The following is a 15,955-nucleotide window of genomic DNA, read 5'->3' as shown; positions in this document are numbered from 1 at the left end:
GCAGGTTTAAAGAACTGCCCGCGGCAGGCGTGTAATTATTGCTGACAAGCTTTCACTTTCCATCAGCGTCCTGACGCTGTTGGCTACCAGCCGGGCCGTGCATAACGCGATATTTTTGCGCCGCGAGTGGATTTCACAGGCAGGGTTTACGCCGGGGATGCCGGTTAAGATGCGGGTGATGCCGGACTGCATCGTCATCACCACCCAGAACACCCGCGAGCTGTGGGGTTGCGCCGAGGGCTTAAGCGTCGCCGGAATCAACAGGCCGAAGATCCTCCAGTGGCTGGAAGGGTCTCCGGGAGCGATTAATGACACCGGCGATCTGCTGGTGATTAAGCGCGGGAACGGGCACTGTGGGTAAACCCGACGGCTGATAAAGCGATCCCGGCTCAGTGGCCGGGATTCGTTAATCATATTAAACCTAAAGATTCGGGTAAATCCCTAACATATTCTGATTTATCGCCTTCATATTCATTTGATAAATCAATAAAAATATTAGCAAGATTGTTTCGTTCTTCCTCATCTAACAACTGAAGTTCTGCTGCTACTTGTTCCATTGCTTCTACAGCAGTATCAGGATCAAGAAGCTCTTCGCTCGTAAACTCTAAGAAAATAGCCAGATCTGCAACGATCTTAGCTAGTTTGACTTCGCGACTCTTTGACAATTTTCACCTCTATGCTCTTGATCCCTAACTCATCAAGCCTTTAGCCAGTACTTTTTCTGCTACTTTAAGGATTCCTGAAACAACACGTTCTCGCGTTATAAAAGATGTGGCGGCCATCAAATAATCTATCGCACTGTTAGTTTCTGCTGCGCTTTTCAAGGTTCCAAAAATCGGCATAAAGTCAGCGCCCAGTGATACCGTATCTCTTAGCAATTTCCGCTGCTCTTCGTACAGCTTCACCGAAAAGGTTTCGGCGCTCATGCTGCCGCAGCTGGCCTTCTTTTAGCGCTCGTTTTCCGCCTGAACGCACGCACCGGCCTTCTGCTCTGGAATCTTACCTTCAGACTGCGCCTGCGCGATTTCAGTAAGAAAGTTATTCTCAACATTATTACTCTTCTGCGCGTTTTTTTAAAAGACATTACAATTTAACTAAGTAAATATCACTCTGTAAATTACCGCTGATTTCATGAATAATTGCCAAACACCCATTAATCTCCAGTGTACTGAACCCACAACCCTCGCAATCAAAATATATACCGGCACATCTATCTTCGATTTACTTTATCCTGACCTCAAAAATATTTAATATCTTTTTCCCGATATAACAGCTTAACCCTGCAACATTTTGAATCTGATATGCAAACTCATCATCAATTTCATTTATATCTAAGAGTGATGGCTCACAAGATTCTTATGAGAATTTTTATACACCTTCACTAATAATCAACGATATCCAAACAGACTATAATGCTTTAAAAACAACATAATAATCTAACAACTTATCTTTTCTATGAAAAATGAACGAAACTTTAAATGACCTAAAAATTCATTATTTAACATAGCCACCAGCTTAAAATCTTGCTTTTTATTTCTTAAGAAAATCTGCATACCCTTTTACCTGCATGATGATTTCCTTTATTTCATCCTTAGGAAGGATTACATCCTCTATTATTGGGTTAGCAACATATTTCCATGTGTTTTTTTCTGCACCTTCATCTTTAATAAGATGCTCAGTCTGACCTCCGATAATCCTCATTGAACTATCATTTGCAACAGCAAAAAAACATCCACCAAAACTACTAACATTTGAAGATTTGATACAGTAATCAAAAACCTGATCCGGGTACTCATCTTCATCCGAAGGTTCTGGGCATGCCAGATTAAATAAAGTATCAAAAGCCTCTTTTGTCGGCAAGGTGAAAATATCTCTATTTTCAGGAAATGGAACTAAAGCACAATCTTCATCAGTAATTTCATAAAGATCAGCGGATAAGGTTGATGTTCTTATATCTGCGGGATACAAATTACCGTTAACTATTAAATAAAATAATCCATTCTTGTAAGAATCACTCCATTGAGGAACATATTCTGCCCAAATAGCAAAACGATATGGATCACCAAAAATCATATTTACCTCCACTTTCCGGGTAAACCAATTTTTTTACCCTGTTGGGAACTTCACTTTTTTTCACCGGGACTGTTTTGTCCTCTCTACTTCCAGACCATTACCACGCCCCCCAGAACGCCGATGCAGCAGCACCCGCAATAATTCCTGCCTTAACTTCGTCCAGATCGTATTCTTTTTGAAGTGCTTCTGAGACTTTACTGGTTGCAACAGCGCCTTCGGCCTGCATTTGCTGCGCAAATGTCGCTGTTGAATCGTAAACCATCTTTATCGTGATATCTTCCCCCAATGCACGATCGATGGCTTGTTTCACTGTCAAACTATCATTCAATACATGGCCGTATTTCTGCTGGCAGGTTAATGGGTTGCTTACACAATCACTGATGAGATGTTGTTGAGCGCTACTCCGTTCTTAATACTTCTTAATGATACCGCTACAGTCACTACCGCCAGCCTGGCAGGACTTCATTTTTGCCGACCAGCCATCTATCTGTTTACTGCTTAGATAGTTATTCTCAACAACAACTTCGTCCGGCGCTATGTTAAGGCCACACCGCTGGCAATCTGAAAACCCTTCCTCTCAGGATAGACTTCTCTGGATAATTTAATAGCTTAATATTCCCCATCATTTAACCCTCAAGTTATGTCCGCCAGATTTATCTTTACCATCAGGCACTTCTTAATAGCTTAATTTCCATGTCATGGGAAACTGTGATCAAACTTTACTGGTCCTGAATCACCATGTAATCATAAGCGTCACGCTGAGACATACTTTTTAAAAGTCTTCTCGCCTAAAGACAGTACCCGTAGGAAAAACATCATCCTTCTCAATTTACACTGTATTTTCTTTATCATGAATCATTATTGTGTAACCATAGATAATATCGTCTTCTTCACTGATCCCAAGAACAACTCCTTTTTATTTTGCGTACTTGCTGTTTTTCGCGCTTTCCTTAACTTCGACTTCGTGGTAAAAATTTATCTTCATGATCATCACTTATGTATAATATTTCCATCTAGAGATACATTAAGATGTGAACCATCTCGCGTTGCCCAACCTAACTGAGACTTTCCAGTTCGCGATAACTGCACATTCCATTCAAGTTATTGCCCTGCCGTGCGGGAAAGACCTTTCACCCATTTTATTTTTACAACCAATTCATTCCACTTATGTTCTATTTTCGGATGAGGTATAAATAACCCCCTTTATATCATCTGGTAATGCACTATATCTCAATGGGCATTGAGGCCTTGATATTAACTTATACTCGCCATCCCTGTAGTCATAACTAAATAATCCCTTGCGTGACATTTCGATAAATGATTTCAAATAGTGAAAGCGCGTTTTTTCATCTGAAAAATCAGGAAGATTGCATTCAACAACTTCCACCTCAGATAAAGGCTCCAGAGAGTAAAAATAATCATAAATTAATTCATAATTATCAATGGATTCTCTAATTACATCCGGAACTGGGCCTTTCCCCCCTGTTGCAAAGTGAGCTATAAAACCGTCCTGAGCGGATAAAAACCAGTCCAGGTCATTTTCTAAAAAATCATCATCCATATATATCATTATTCAGCACCAAATATATTTTGCAATTTTCACAGCGAGGGACAACTTCTCTGGTTCTTGGTCGAATCGCAGGAGTGAACTGAATATCTTTAAGTTTTAAACCTGGATTTGTCAATAGAAGCTCATTTGCGGCTCTGAATTCCGCACAACGGTCTAATGCAATTCCGCACGCAGTTGCTCCCGTAAGGTAGGGAAGAATGGCGCATTCTGGGTTTGGAATTTCATTTATAAAGTAAAAACCACAGCCAATAGCTGCAGTTAAATTATTATTACTGACCGAAGTTTTTCCAGGCCATTGCATGTTTTTTGGATTCAGGCCGTAAACATCTTTCGATTTCTTCCCAGAGCTCTACATTTTCATCTGAAGCGGTAACTAATGATTCTACTAGTCCGGTAGCAACTGCCGTAGCCAGCCCCTCCTTTTCAGAACACATTCCTACTTCGATATGCTGAAAAAAAACTAATTTTTCTGCATTACTCAGTGAAAACAGCTGAGCTGCAAGTGCCTTCCCTACTTGTGAAAATAATAGAATAGTAGGTGGTGATTCCGGAAACCAATGTTCTACAGACTTTTCTACAGTATCTCTTATTGGCGTTGACTTTAGAGTTAGAAAAATCAAATAATCCTCAATATAATTATTCATTCCTATTTACCTTTTAGTACATTTTGCATATCTTTAAATACATTCTCGACCGCAGACCTATCCGCCTGAGAAGCCTCAGGATTTTAATCATCCAATCCTGAAGCACTTTGGAATATTTTTTAGCTTTTCAACATGGCCTCTTTCCCTAGCTTTTTTTTCTGTTGCAAGTTCATAAAGGACCGCATCCGCAGTACTTCCGCTATCGACTTTCGCCTTAGGTCTATAAAGGTCATTAATTAAAATTTGCGGTCACAGTCTTCGCCCATAGCTTGTCGTGGCTTTCTTGACTGCATTAGCGAGGTACGGTGCCATCGCGTCGCCCGCTGCGGCGCCCAGGTTGCTGGCGCTCAGCCCGCCCAGCGCGCCCGCCACTGCGGTCGCCACCATCGAATAGGTGCCGCCTGTGCCCCACTGCGCCGCCACCGCTTTGTAGCCCGGGTCGCTCTGCACGTGCTCATTGAACTGGGCCTGAGAGAGGCGGGCATAGTCAGGATGTTCTTTAAGCAGGCGCTCTGAAGTCTCTTTCGCTGCCGCATCCAGCTTCCATGCTTTCACGTCGCCGACAACGTTTCCTGCCAGCTGCTGGACGCCCTGCGCAAAAGCCATCTGGTTGTTGACTTTATCCTTGTCGAAAATCTTGTCGATGTGGCCGTTGGCGTTTTCAGTGTCGCGGCTGAGGCCCGACACGTCCTGCGCCTGGTGCTGAGCGTCGCGCACCGTGATCGTACCGTCCGCCACCGCCGAACGCGTGGTGCCGGAAGCGCTGCAGCTCATGTTCATAAAGGTCTACAGCCTTTATCCAGGTATAATTACTCATATTTGTTTCATGGTCAGCGATGTAAAAAGGCTATTTTTCAATAGCTGGAATATTTTTATAAAATGCAGTTAGCCAACTCATTGATCACATTCAATATTGTTCCTGGTGCGAGAACTGTCTCATTTACCTTGCCACTCTTATTGGTACTCCATACAAGCCGATCTCCAGCATTCGTTTTCATAAAGTAAAGATAACACCTGTTATCTTCCATTGGGATACATGTCATATCAAATAATCCATCAATCAGTTTTTCACTTTCGCCAAGAAAATAATCCTTAGCATTCGTGTAAAGCTTACTTTTATCAATATCTAAATCGTTAATAGCGATTTCATTTATTGGCATTTTTGAATAAAAACTGAATGTAGTTCGCAACTCAAAAGAATCTACGACATCAAACACTTTATCACCTTCGATATATAAAGCAAAAAGGCCATTTTTCCAGATATCTCCCGGTTCATTCCAGTTTTCAACGACATCAAACTGGAGAGCAAAACGAAATGGGTCGCCATAAATCATTTTATTCTCACTCCTAATTGTTTCTGGATTGCTGTTGGTATCTGAGCACTGGTTAAAGCATTTTTATCTGCAGTGCTTCCGTTCCAGTGATACTCACCATTTATACCAACAAAACGATGTACATTTCCTTGGCCATCAACAGCAAATCTAACTTCTCTATTTGAATATTGATTTGTGCTTGGAATTGAATGCTCAAAAAGTTTCAGCGAATCTTGTGGCTCAACACCAGCGTCAGGTCTGTTACCTTGCTGATCAGGCGTATGTTTTGAATTAGATTTGTAAAACGATCTATTACTGGCTTTTGTTAGGGTAGGCAAAGACAATGCGCTTCCTCTGCCCTTACCAACTCCATCAGCTATGCCAGCGGCACTGGTTCCAATTGCCTGAGCCAGCAAAATGCTTGTTAGTTGCTTCGTGTCCCCGGAATCACCAGACATCAGCGCATTATGTAGCGATTGCGTACGGTCAGCTTCAAGCTAAAATTGAGTCCCTTTAAGAAATTCTAATTCTTCCTTTCCCTAGGGCTTATCCAACCGTTTTGATGTCCTTTTTCCATCAGTTCATTGATGCGGTTTACATAATCGCTTTGTAACTGACCGTTATCAGGTGATTAAATTATAGGCTTTTACAAAATGATTGTAAGTTTCATGAAGATGATAGAATTTTGCATCAGGCTCGTCTTTCAGTTCTTCATATCTTTCCATGCGTTTTTTAAATAAACCCTCCGGTACAGGGTAAGGGTCTGTCTCATTTTTTGCACAGTAAAAATAGAACAGTGCTTTTTCAATTTCAGGAATTCTTATACTTCCTGTTTCATTTAAAATGATAGTACTACAGCCGGGCAGCGCATAACGCGTTGTTTTTACGCGGCGAGTGGACAGCGCAGGCGGGATTTACCGACGGGATGCCGGTGAAGATACGGGTGATGCCGGACGCCATCATCACCACCACCCAGAACACCCGCGAGCTGTATGGTTGCGCCGAGGGGCTGAGCGTAGTCCCCGTCAACAGACCGAAGATGAAGCAGTGGCTTAAGGCGTTTCCGGGAGCGCTGAACGACACCGGCGATCTGCCGGTGTGCAGGCGCGGGGACGGGCATTTTGGGTGAGCCTGGCGGCTGATAATACGATCCCGGCACTGAGGCCGGGATCTTCATTTAATTGCCATCGATCCATACTTCTTTTATCCAACTGGCTAGGTCTGGCCAGTGATCATCACTGTATCCATCCGTTGTCCAGTATCTAATAATTCCTTCAGGATCAATGCAATAGTAACTGCCATTATCTTCGCTGATAGGTAACCAAGTCTCTGGTAGACCTTGCTCTCTTGCATCTGCTAAAGCTTGTGCCAGCTCACCATAATAATTTCGCTCTTTGGTTAGAGATAATAAATCTATTGTGCCATAGAATATATTACCGACCTTCTTAATTGCTTCTTTATAATCGGGGGTAAAATTAAATCCGATTTCTTTTTCATATTGTTTAATAAGCTCATCATCTGGTAATGGTAAGCTATTTCTTTTATCACCAGACAATCTTTTTAGTTCACTGATAACCTTATGTAATTCGTTATTCATAACCCCCTCCATCTAAAATCATTGGCTCTGTTCTTCCAATAATCAGAACGCCATTTGTTAAACTCAGAACGATTAATTGCCAATGGTATACTATTATCATTAATATGAATAACACCATGATTATCCTTGTGAAAGCTTTGAGTCACTTCAGCATTAGGGCCATCCTGTCTCTGTAGTATATGATGTAAGTTAACAGATTTCCCATCTTTACCTAGGGACACGACCTGCCTGCATCAACTCCATATTCCCCCCCCGATTTAGGGTCAACATATTTTGGATCAAACAAATCATTTCGCTGATAAACTTTATTACCATTAAAATTAATTGGCTCTGACGACCAATATTTACGTTCCTGCCAAAAAATATTTTGCCGAACCTATATCGTCACTGGCCAGATTGATCAACCGCGACGCTCCCCCAATACCCCCTTTATCCAGCGCCTTGCTTGCTGACTTAAATACCCCAGCAGCCACTCGCTCTCCCGGAATAAGGGATGCGGCAACTTCAAGATAATCAAGCGCGCTTTCTGCCTCTGCCAGACTTTTTATCGTACCTACAACAGGAATAAAGTCCGCAGTGGTTGAGGTGATTTCGTTTAGTTCTTTCTTACGATGATCATAAAATTTAACAGTACAGGCGTCCGCGCTTATCCCTGCGCAGTTCTCCTGACTAAACTTCTCTTCATCTATTTTTAGCTGTTTCTTAAATTTGTCTATCTGCGATTCACAAGTGATTAACTGCTCGTGGAGATCGCTCAAAGCATTAATCTCAACCGCATTCTTCCCGGCCCCCGCCCCGGTCCCGCCTCCCAGTGCTGAATCCGACGCGATCCCGCCCGCCAGTCCGGCCGCCATCTGGCTCAGCGCGCTCACCATCTGCTTCTGGCTCTCCGTCAGGTCGCTGATATCCGTGTCCGGATACATCACCTTCACGATAGCTTTCGCCGCCAGCTCTCCGCCTGCCGCACCCGCTGCGCCTGCCGCCGCGCTGCCGCCCGCTATCTGCGCCAGCACTGCGCCCGCGACCGCGTGCGCCATGGTATTCGTCAGCACGACGGTGTTCGGGTTACCCTGGGCGTCATAGGTTGTCGTGGCTTTCCTGATTGCGTTAGCGAGGTACGGCGCCATCGCGCCGCCACCGTTTTGTAGCCCGGGCTTTCATATCGCCGACAACGTTTCATGGCAGATGCTGACACCCTGCGCAAAAGCCATCTGGTTGTTGACTTTATCCTTGTCGAAAATCTTGTCGATGCGGCCGTTGGCGTTTTCAGTGTCGCGGCTGAGGCCCGTCACGTCCTGTGCCTGGTGCTGAGCGTCGCGCCCCCTAATCGCACCGTCCGTCACCGCCGAACGCGTGGTGCCGGAAGCGCTGCCGCTCATATTCATAAAGGTCTACAGCCTTTAGCCAGGTATAATTACTCATGTTTGTTTCATGGTCAGCGATGAAAAGAGAAGACTCTATTTCCAATAGCCGGAATAATTTTATAAAATGTATTTTTTCAATTTTTAAACGATGATCCCGGCATATAGAACTGGGATCTTTTTGAGACTAAAGTAAATGGATAAACAATACGCAGAAGTAAGCAAATTTTTAAGTTACGTTTTACGTCACCACCCTGAAGCCATTGGTTTAACTCTGGATCGTGAAGGATGGGCTGATATTGGTTTATTAATTATCTGTGCAACTAAAAACGGTAAAGATCTTGACCAACATCTGATTAAATCGATTGTTGAAAATAGTGATAAAAAACGATTCGCGATTTCAGAAAATGGATTACGTATTCGGGCTGTTCAGGGACATTCCTCACAACAGGTTGGTATTGAATATCAAGAAAAAATCCCCCCTGAATTTCTATACCATGGAACCGCTACACGATTTTTACCGTCAATTAATGAACAAGGGTTAAATGCAAAATCTCGTCAACATGTTCATTTATCCGCAGATGAAGATACAGCAATTCAAGTCGGTTTACGCCATGGCAAACCAGTTGTTCTAAAAATTAAAGCCCTAAACATGTATGAAAAGGGCTTTAAATTCTATCAGGCTGATAATGGCGTTTGTTTAACTAAATCCGTTCCCCATTATCTTTTATTCAGATGGAATAATATATTCAGAACCTAAAGTTACATTGTTAGCAAAAATTTCCATTAAGACATTTTCAGCAAGAAAAGCAATCTTATAGTGTTTTATCTGTCTTGAGCCACAAAAATGCTTGTTCCAAGCAAATGCAGCCTCAGAATTAGGGTATTCAATCAAGGCTCCTGTTGATGGATCCTTGACGCTTACATCGTAATCTATATTGAGCATTGATACGCCGGGAAACGCAGTACGACAAAATGCACATACCATATCAAATCGTAACTCACGACAATGTAAAGTCTGATACTCATCTTCGGTGTCATATTCGATCTTAATAATTAAATCCAACCCCTTAGATTCAACAGATAGTGCATTCTCCCCATGTGAGGGCAACCACTCATAGGGATCTAAAATAGAAAGGGCAGCTCCTGAACTCATTATTTTCTCCCGCGAGGAATATCTGAAATACCAGTTTCTGGCAGGTTATTTCTTATTGAGTGATCGGCAGCAAGATCATTGTAGGTTTACCATCCATTCCAGGTACTTTCACGTTCGTTTAGTTGGTTCCTTACCTGTCAGATTTAGGTATCCCTGCACGATTTAATGCTACAGATGTTCTTGTATTAAGGATTAATCTTGTGCCATCATTTCCATATAATCAACAGACAGTTGACTTGGTTTGATAAGGCCACTACGAATCGCATTGGCTAAGTCATCCACAGTATTTACTGGCTGGCCTGCCATTTGACTATATTTAGCTCCCCCTTCGGCACTAAATGTTTCATTGACCCTAATTTTTGATTGAGCAAAGTTAGCATTTGCGACGGAACCTTGTTCAGGAACGAGACCTCTCCCTATTGTTTCACTGACAGGCTTCACCGCCTGCCCCGGTTTCGGTAAACTCCCCGTACTCACTGCCAGTGCGCCATACACTGCATTTGTCATCCCGTCCGCGAACGTCTTTTGCAGACTTGCCGACAGCCATTCACACTGACCATTACAGTTGTCGATGATGTCAGCGTACCACTTTGCCGGGTCCTCATAGGTACGGCTTACGAGATCGTCCTGAACACGCAACGCCGTGTAAGCTTTTTCGTTCAGCTCTATCTGGGTACGCATCTGCGCCACGCAGGCGGTATCTCTCGCCTCCCAGCATGATTTTAGCTTCAGGATGTTTTCCGCAGACTCCTTGGCCATATCCTTACGAACACCCTGTTCACAGGATGGATTTCCGTTAAAGCCGTTGAGTTGTTCGGTGAAGTCCTTCGGCCTTCCCTGACTCAAGAAGTTATTCTCAACAACAACATTTTCCGTTGCGAAGATGGCCGGCACAACCCATTTATCCATTTTATTTCAATAACTTATTGATAGGTTTTCCCGGTGCGCTTTGCTACCCGGAGATTTTTTCCCCGATGCGCCTTTTCCCCCCGCACAAGCTACCGCCATGCTGTGATCGCCCGATCTGCACAGCCGCATCTTAGCAGCCAGTAACAGCCCTGCCATTTGTATTTCCTTTATTCAGTCGGGTTTACGCCGGGCGCTGCGCCGTCCCAGCTTTGCCCGGACTGCTTTGCTATCGCCGTTATTGCCTGATCACGGCTGATGCCTTCCGTATCCAGCCCCTTCAGTACGCTTCCAGGATTTGCAGCTTCCTGCGGGTACAGATCTTTGTAAACCAGCGAGTAATCAACCCTGTCGCCGTATTTATACAGTGCCGTCTGAGCCTGGCTGACCAGCGCCTACAGGCCGCACTGCCTTTATTGCCCTGTGTACATATATCGTGAATAGCCTGGTCACGGATTTTATCGGTCTGGTTGAAACTGGACAGCTCCTGCCGCTCGTCAGGCGTAATGGTGCCAGCCTTCTCCTTACACTGCAGAATGGCTTTTCTTTCGGCTTCCTGCACGCTCAGCTAGTTATTCTCAACCTGAATCCTATTTATTTACTTGAATTACAGAACGTGATATCAAGTTAATAGAATTTTAGTGATGCGCTCACGATCCTTTTTCTGAAAAACCACTTTTAATGTATGCTGCTCATAACCATACCAATCCAACACAGTATCTCTTAAAATCTCCAAATATATTTTTAGATCATCATTTGAAATATTAGGCAGCGCATCATGGACTATTATTATCTTTTCTTCACTGACCCAACTAAAATCACGCAAGCAATCTTCCAATGCATTCCAGTTGAAACCGAAATACCCCGGAAACCATAACAAGTAATAAAGAAATCTTAATAACTCATCAGTATTAGAAATTAACGGATCTAATCTGGCGAAGAAAACCTTCCCTGTATCATATGATACCGGACCATCAATAAATCTGAAAACATCATTACTATTAGTCATTCGTATCCCCCTATTAAATTTTTATAAAGTTCTTATAATGGTCATTCGTATAATATGTTTTACCTTTCTGACCAACAGCTATCCGTTGGGGACCAGGACTAGAAATGCCCGGAGTTGGGTGTACATATTCCTTAAAGTATTCAGGCTGTTGCGTAGGAAGCCCAGTTTCACCAGTATCCCTGTTGGGGCGATTCTGGAATGTAGTTCCATCATTTTTATGTGGATAGGAACCACCAGTCTGTATCCTGTCAAGAGTAGGCTTAAGTCTACGGTCCCGCTAAAAACATTCACCTGTTTTTATATCTCGTACATTTACACCATTTACTGCCTTTTCAGTTGCTCCATTTTTTATGATAGAACGTCTTAACTTTATGTGGTAACTGCGCATCTGCCAGTAATAATTTACAGATATACCCCCCTCGGCATACCCTGCTTCATATTGCTCGAACTCCATTTCACGCCCATTTTTGCTGCACGGACAGTAGCCGATTCTGTGTTGCGACTCATAGACGAGATAGCCAAGCCCAGTTAGTATTAACAGTCAAATCACCACCATTTGGGATATGCCATGAATAAGTGGCAGATAACTTCCCTCATATCTGCCATTAATTTCTCAGCGCCTTGAGCTACTGAAACATTACCTTCAAGGTCTTCTTTTCTCATCAGCCACTGTAGGATTTCTTTATGCGGGTCAATGATAATTTCAAAGGACTCATTGATATCCTTAAAACAGCGCACTGATTTTTTTGCATATCTTTAATAAACTCATCAAAAATCCGACACTCGAACCAAAAGCTTGATTCAGCACATAAATTATAGGCAAAATTTTGCACATCAATTCTTACTTCAAATTGCACTGAGGGTAGATTTTCATCAAAATCTTTCACATCAAACACAATTTTGAGCAATTTATTAATTTCTATTTTCATTTAATGTGACCCTAAATAACGAGCATGAATAATTATCGGGAGTTCTCCTGCTGCACGTGGCGGTTTAATTTCTAACTGCCAACCATCAACCTCCATACGCCCATAAGTCATGCCATTTTTTCGAAGCTGTGTTAAGTGCTGCCTGGAAGCTTTTGAGCTCTGTTTGACTCGCGAGCCTTACTGCTTCAGGAGTATAGTTAACGGTCTTAGACGCTGCATATTCAGCCACATGCTCTGTAGCATTACCATGGACCCATACTTTTTGTCCATTTGGGAGCGTCATTTCAAAGGACTTAGGAATTACGGAACCAGGTTACACAGGCTGAGACCCTTTAATTGCGTCAAAGACAGTACTCGTCTGTAATTGATTAACTTTAGCTACATTAGCCGCTACAGCTTCAGCTTTCGCCGTCGTCGCCTCTGCAACTGTTTTGCCAATACCTATTGCTCCACCAGCTCCAACTCCGCCCGGAACAACTGTCTCAGAAACCTGAATACCAATATTATTGAGGCAGATGGCAAAGGCGCCTTTGCAAGTCTGGAGTGCAACTCTGCCCGCTGTCGCTATTTCTGGTGTTGCCGCTGCCAATAGACCACCGCCAAGACCTGCTGGCAATGCAACCATCAGCGCATTTTGCATAGCCAGGCCTTTCTGACATGAAGCCGAATCAGGGTCCGTACTGCATGACAAGACATTTTTGCCATGTTCCTGAGCAAAATTTACCTGACCATCTTCTGTACCGCCGAAGAGATTAAGTTGCGCCTGCGCAGGCGGTTCTGCTCCTGTATTATCACCACTCAAAACACCCTCGAGTTGTAGGGCCGTGACGAAGGGCTTAGCGTCACCAGCATCGAAAGGCCGAAGATGCTCCAGTGGTTTAAGGCATTCCACGGCGCGCTTAACGACACCGGTGATGTCCCGGTGATTAAGCGGAGGAATGAGCATTTTGAGTAGGGCTGACAACACGATCCCGCTGAAAAATCGGGAGCATCATTTTATACAGCCAGTTCATTCCATTCATGGGATATGTTCAGACGAGATATAAATATTTTGTATATCATCTGGTAAGACACTATATCTCAATGGGTACTGAGGCTCTGATATTAACTTATCCTCCTGATTCCATTAGTTATAACTACATAGTCCCGTTAAGAAGTCTACGGCACCAATTGCTGTCGCAGGCTTATACTTACTACCCGTAAAAGAAAACACTGGGATTTGAGGTAGGACAGAAGATTGAAGTGCTGGCCGATCCAGAACAATTGATTTTCCAACTGGCTGCTGAAGGGTAACTGACTGATAAATCAAAACCCCTGGGCGGTGGCCGGAATTAACTATTTATAACTCTTGATATTGGATACCTTCACCATGCTCGTATGATGATGATAAAGAATCACTAATATTTAGTTCATCACCAACATTTATGGCAATCAAACTCAAACCACTTTCAAAAACCAAGTTGATACCTATATAGGCATCCTCTACCGAAGAAAATATCGAATAAACTTTCAACAAGGATTTTCCGATACAATCAACAAATAATGGTAAATTTGAAATATCCATAATTACTTCCTTTCCATATTCTCCAAGATCATTTCCCTGAACAGGAAAGTCTGTTACTTCCAGAGTTGAACCATCTTTACCACACCTGAAGCTGGCTTTATTCTCCATATTGGAAAAAATAAACTGTAATTGCTGTGGATGTTCAAAATCAGGTGTTTCAAAAACATAGATTAACCCTCTCACTCCTGAGAGTCTCTCACCAATAACATGGCTAACCCACACTTGATATTGCCCTAAAGAATTTATCATTTCGGATCGCCCTTAAATGCATTTTTCACCGTTGTGTTATTATCACCATCCTTAAGGATGGTGACAAAACTGCCATCTGGCTTAGTAACAACAACATCATTTCCTTTAATTCTGAAGAAAACATCTCCGCGGTCAGCACCTTGTGATATGCCTTGACCTGCAAATTTACCGGCGACGACCTTATCAGGATTAGAACCGATATCATTTATAATATCTGATACATGTTGCCTGTCTGTCGCATTCGATGCATTACCACCGAAATCTTCAACATGCTTTCCAGGTTTTTTACCTAATTGCACATTGATAACTGAAAATGCAGCATTAGATCCGATGCCAGAGCTGGGTAAAGATGTATGTCCGGAACTCGGTAAATAGCCTGATATCTCATCACTGGCCCTATTACTCAGCTTCGACGCTTCAACCACATCACCTTTAGTTAGCGCTTTTTCTGCTGTTTTCAGCACACCCGTAGCAACACGTTCTCCCGGTATCCGGGATGCGGCTGCCACCAGATAATCCAGTGCACTCTTAGCTTCTGCAGCACTTTTCAGGGTTCCCACGATCGGCATAAAGTCAGCGCCCAGTGATACCGTATCTTTCAGCGCTTCGCGCCGCTCCGTGTACATCTTCACCGAGCAGGCTTCAGCACTTATGCCGCCGCAGTTTGCTTTCTTATAGCGCTCGTTTTCTGCCTCAACGTACTCATCCGCCTTCTGCTCCAGCGTCTTGCCTTCAGACTTATCCGCCGTCGCGGTGGTGCCGATTACCGACCCGTTCTGCTGGGTGTGCCCCCCGACGCTCACGTCAAAGCCGCCCTTGCCCGCGAAGATGCCAGTCTGCTCCTCCACGCTCTGCCAGATGCTGTGCATCCTGTCGCGCGAGGCGTTGACGCTGGCCGAGCCGGTTATCGAGCCTAAGGTAAAGCTGCCGCCCGCGCTGGCGCTCTGCTGCTTCGAGTCGTAGCGGTCGCTGTCCTGCCCGCTCTTCATCGTCACCTGGTTGCCTGCGCTCATAAGCCACTACAACCGCCGTCAGTGAATCGCAAGCGCATTATTAAAAAGTTGAATACCGGCCTAGAACCCGCTGCTACAGTTCCCGATTAGAGGCCGCTGGCTGGAAGCGCTGGGATTTACGACCAGGCAGAAGATCGAAGTGATCACCAGGCCGAGACAGTTGATTATTCAGCTGGCGGCTGAAGGGTAACTGACTGATAAAATTAAAATCCCAGCCGTTTGGCTGGCATTTGTTTACTCAATGGGCGTTGCTACATATTCGTCAAGGATATGAACATCTTCAACATTGCATTCCGGATAAATCCATTTGGCCCAATGGGTAATAATCCATTCTGTGCTTAACGCTCTACCTTCAGTTGACGCACTTTCAATTGGTAAGGATATCAAAATCAGACCAGCTTTGTGACCAGAAGATACAACTAAGCCATGAGTTTCAAATAGATCTATAACCGGCTTTGTTGAATAAATCAGCTTCAGGACGAGTGACTCTGTAGCTGACCGGGTTTTCAGGCAATACGCACGCTTTCTGGCATACCAGCCTTCGTTATTTTATTCAGCGCACGCACCATGC

Annotated in this window: 23 protein-coding genes and 5 pseudogenes; 4 read left to right on the top strand and 24 right to left on the bottom strand. The window is 43.7% G+C overall.

What is annotated here, in order from left to right:
* Window positions 1–127 precede the first annotated feature (127 nt).
* Window positions 128–361 (top strand): annotated as a pseudogene (locus MHZ97_RS09890) (SymE family type I addiction module toxin); the annotation flags it as partial.
* 49 nt (window positions 362–410) lie between these two features.
* Here the strand turns inward: MHZ97_RS09890 and MHZ97_RS09885 are convergent.
* From MHZ97_RS09885 to MHZ97_RS09845, 10 genes and pseudogenes are all read right to left on the bottom strand, one after another.
* Entirely contained in the window at window positions 411–665 is a 255-nt protein-coding gene (locus MHZ97_RS09885) for a hypothetical protein (protein WP_239314511.1), read from the bottom strand.
* 24 nt (window positions 666–689) lie between these two features.
* Window positions 690–926 carry a hypothetical protein gene (locus MHZ97_RS09880; RefSeq protein WP_239314512.1) on the bottom strand — a complete coding sequence of 79 codons (237 nt, stop codon included), beginning with the start codon at window positions 924–926 and terminating at the stop codon, window positions 690–692.
* 604 nt (window positions 927–1,530) lie between these two features.
* On the bottom strand, window positions 1,531–2,073 hold the full coding sequence (locus tag MHZ97_RS09875; RefSeq protein WP_239314513.1) for an immunity 42 family protein: 543 nt from the start codon (window positions 2,071–2,073) through the stop codon (window positions 1,531–1,533).
* 106 nt (window positions 2,074–2,179) lie between these two features.
* A pseudogene (locus MHZ97_RS22450) lies at window positions 2,180–2,593 on the bottom strand (hemagglutination protein); the annotation flags it as partial.
* A gap of 470 nt (window positions 2,594–3,063) precedes the next feature.
* Entirely contained in the window at window positions 3,064–3,162 is a 99-nt protein-coding gene (locus tag MHZ97_RS22445) for a polymorphic toxin type 17 domain-containing protein (RefSeq protein WP_366925713.1), read from the bottom strand.
* 76 nt (window positions 3,163–3,238) lie between these two features.
* Window positions 3,239–3,634, bottom strand: a complete 396-nt coding sequence (locus tag MHZ97_RS09865) for a hypothetical protein (protein ID WP_239314515.1) — start codon at window positions 3,632–3,634, stop codon at window positions 3,239–3,241.
* 278 nt (window positions 3,635–3,912) lie between these two features.
* Window positions 3,913–4,287 (bottom strand): hypothetical protein, encoded by a 375-nt coding sequence (locus MHZ97_RS09860; protein ID WP_239314516.1) that lies wholly within the window; start codon window positions 4,285–4,287, stop codon window positions 3,913–3,915.
* Between the two features lie 249 nt (window positions 4,288–4,536).
* Window positions 4,537–5,067 carry a hypothetical protein gene (locus MHZ97_RS09855; protein WP_239314517.1) on the bottom strand — a complete coding sequence of 177 codons (531 nt, stop codon included), beginning with the start codon at window positions 5,065–5,067 and terminating at the stop codon, window positions 4,537–4,539.
* A 92-nt stretch (window positions 5,068–5,159) separates the two neighbouring features.
* Window positions 5,160–5,621, bottom strand: a complete 462-nt coding sequence (locus tag MHZ97_RS09850; protein WP_239314518.1) for an immunity 42 family protein — start codon at window positions 5,619–5,621, stop codon at window positions 5,160–5,162.
* A complete protein-coding gene (locus MHZ97_RS09845; protein ID WP_239314519.1) occupies window positions 5,618–6,058 on the bottom strand; it encodes a hypothetical protein in 441 nt (146 codons plus the stop codon). The genes MHZ97_RS09850 and MHZ97_RS09845 overlap by 4 nt, the downstream gene beginning before the upstream one ends.
* A gap of 419 nt (window positions 6,059–6,477) precedes the next feature.
* Here MHZ97_RS09845 and MHZ97_RS09840 point away from each other — a divergent pair, with 419 nt between their 5' ends.
* The gene (locus tag MHZ97_RS09840; protein ID WP_308544595.1) at window positions 6,478–6,729 is read left to right on the top strand and encodes a SymE family type I addiction module toxin; all 252 of its coding nucleotides are present in this window, start codon (window positions 6,478–6,480) and stop codon (window positions 6,727–6,729) included.
* 48 nt (window positions 6,730–6,777) lie between these two features.
* Here the strand turns inward: MHZ97_RS09840 and MHZ97_RS09835 are convergent, their stop codons facing one another.
* The 4 genes from MHZ97_RS09835 to MHZ97_RS09820 form a co-directional block, all read right to left on the bottom strand.
* On the bottom strand, window positions 6,778–7,197 hold the full coding sequence (locus MHZ97_RS09835) for an SMI1/KNR4 family protein (RefSeq protein ID WP_239314520.1): 420 nt from the start codon (window positions 7,195–7,197) through the stop codon (window positions 6,778–6,780).
* Window positions 7,194–7,418 (bottom strand): HNH/ENDO VII family nuclease, encoded by a 225-nt coding sequence (locus MHZ97_RS09830; RefSeq protein WP_239314521.1) that lies wholly within the window; start codon window positions 7,416–7,418, stop codon window positions 7,194–7,196. Before MHZ97_RS09830 ends, MHZ97_RS09835 begins: the two co-directional genes overlap by 4 nt.
* A 123-nt stretch (window positions 7,419–7,541) precedes the next feature.
* Window positions 7,542–8,324, bottom strand: a complete 783-nt coding sequence (locus MHZ97_RS09825; RefSeq protein ID WP_239314522.1) for a VENN motif pre-toxin domain-containing protein — start codon at window positions 8,322–8,324, stop codon at window positions 7,542–7,544.
* 30 nt (window positions 8,325–8,354) lie between these two features.
* A complete protein-coding gene (locus MHZ97_RS09820; RefSeq protein ID WP_239314523.1) occupies window positions 8,355–8,582 on the bottom strand; it encodes a hypothetical protein in 228 nt (75 codons plus the stop codon).
* 172 nt (window positions 8,583–8,754) lie between these two features.
* Here MHZ97_RS09820 and MHZ97_RS09815 point away from each other — a divergent pair, with 172 nt between their 5' ends.
* Window positions 8,755–9,318 (top strand): RNA 2'-phosphotransferase, encoded by a 564-nt coding sequence (locus tag MHZ97_RS09815; RefSeq protein WP_239314524.1) that lies wholly within the window; start codon window positions 8,755–8,757, stop codon window positions 9,316–9,318.
* Here the strand turns inward: MHZ97_RS09815 and MHZ97_RS09810 are convergent.
* The 9 genes and pseudogenes from MHZ97_RS09810 to MHZ97_RS22430 all read right to left on the bottom strand — a co-directional run.
* The gene (locus MHZ97_RS09810) at window positions 9,286–9,714 is read right to left on the bottom strand and encodes a hypothetical protein (RefSeq protein ID WP_239314525.1); all 429 of its coding nucleotides are present in this window, start codon (window positions 9,712–9,714) and stop codon (window positions 9,286–9,288) included. The two genes, MHZ97_RS09815 and MHZ97_RS09810, sit on opposite strands and share 33 nt — an antisense overlap.
* 192 nt (window positions 9,715–9,906) lie before the next feature.
* Complete coding sequence (locus MHZ97_RS09805; RefSeq protein ID WP_239314526.1) at window positions 9,907–10,623, bottom strand: hypothetical protein; 717 nt, start codon at window positions 10,621–10,623, stop codon at window positions 9,907–9,909.
* Window positions 10,624–10,900: 277 nt separating this feature from the next.
* Window positions 10,901–11,182, bottom strand: a complete 282-nt coding sequence (locus tag MHZ97_RS22440) for a DUF6862 domain-containing protein (protein WP_366925712.1) — start codon at window positions 11,180–11,182, stop codon at window positions 10,901–10,903.
* A gap of 60 nt (window positions 11,183–11,242) precedes the next feature.
* Entirely contained in the window at window positions 11,243–11,629 is a 387-nt protein-coding gene (locus MHZ97_RS09800; protein ID WP_239314527.1) for a barstar family protein, read from the bottom strand.
* 13 nt (window positions 11,630–11,642) lie between these two features.
* Window positions 11,643–11,876 (bottom strand): annotated as a pseudogene (locus MHZ97_RS22435) (ribonuclease domain-containing protein); the annotation flags it as partial.
* Window positions 11,877–12,291: 415 nt separating this feature from the next.
* Complete coding sequence (locus tag MHZ97_RS09795; RefSeq protein WP_239314528.1) at window positions 12,292–12,558, bottom strand: hypothetical protein; 267 nt, start codon at window positions 12,556–12,558, stop codon at window positions 12,292–12,294.
* Between the two features lie 313 nt (window positions 12,559–12,871).
* Window positions 12,872–13,522, bottom strand: a complete 651-nt coding sequence (locus tag MHZ97_RS09790; RefSeq protein WP_239314529.1) for a hypothetical protein — start codon at window positions 13,520–13,522, stop codon at window positions 12,872–12,874.
* Between the two features lie 375 nt (window positions 13,523–13,897).
* Window positions 13,898–14,371, bottom strand: coding sequence for a hypothetical protein (locus MHZ97_RS09785; RefSeq protein ID WP_239314530.1), 474 nt, complete (start codon window positions 14,369–14,371; stop codon window positions 13,898–13,900).
* A gap of 734 nt (window positions 14,372–15,105) precedes the next feature.
* Window positions 15,106–15,357, bottom strand: a pseudogene (locus MHZ97_RS22430) (hemagglutination protein); the annotation flags it as partial.
* Between the two features lie 118 nt (window positions 15,358–15,475).
* Here MHZ97_RS22430 and MHZ97_RS09775 point away from each other — a divergent pair.
* Window positions 15,476–15,574, top strand: a pseudogene (locus MHZ97_RS09775) (SymE family type I addiction module toxin); the annotation flags it as partial.
* Between the two features lie 44 nt (window positions 15,575–15,618).
* On the opposite strand, the gene imm45 reads toward MHZ97_RS09775, so the two are convergent.
* On the bottom strand, window positions 15,619–15,831 hold the full coding sequence (gene imm45 / locus MHZ97_RS22300) for an Imm45 family immunity protein (RefSeq protein ID WP_309242206.1): 213 nt from the start codon (window positions 15,829–15,831) through the stop codon (window positions 15,619–15,621).
* Window positions 15,832–15,955: the final 124 nt, after the last annotated feature.

Source organism: Pantoea sp. ACRSC, from assembly GCF_022346785.1.
Lineage (GTDB): Bacteria > Pseudomonadota > Gammaproteobacteria > Enterobacterales > Enterobacteriaceae > Pantoea > Pantoea alvi.
The sequence above is the reverse complement of the archived record's forward strand: the minus strand, read 5'-3'. Positions and strand labels throughout refer to the sequence as shown.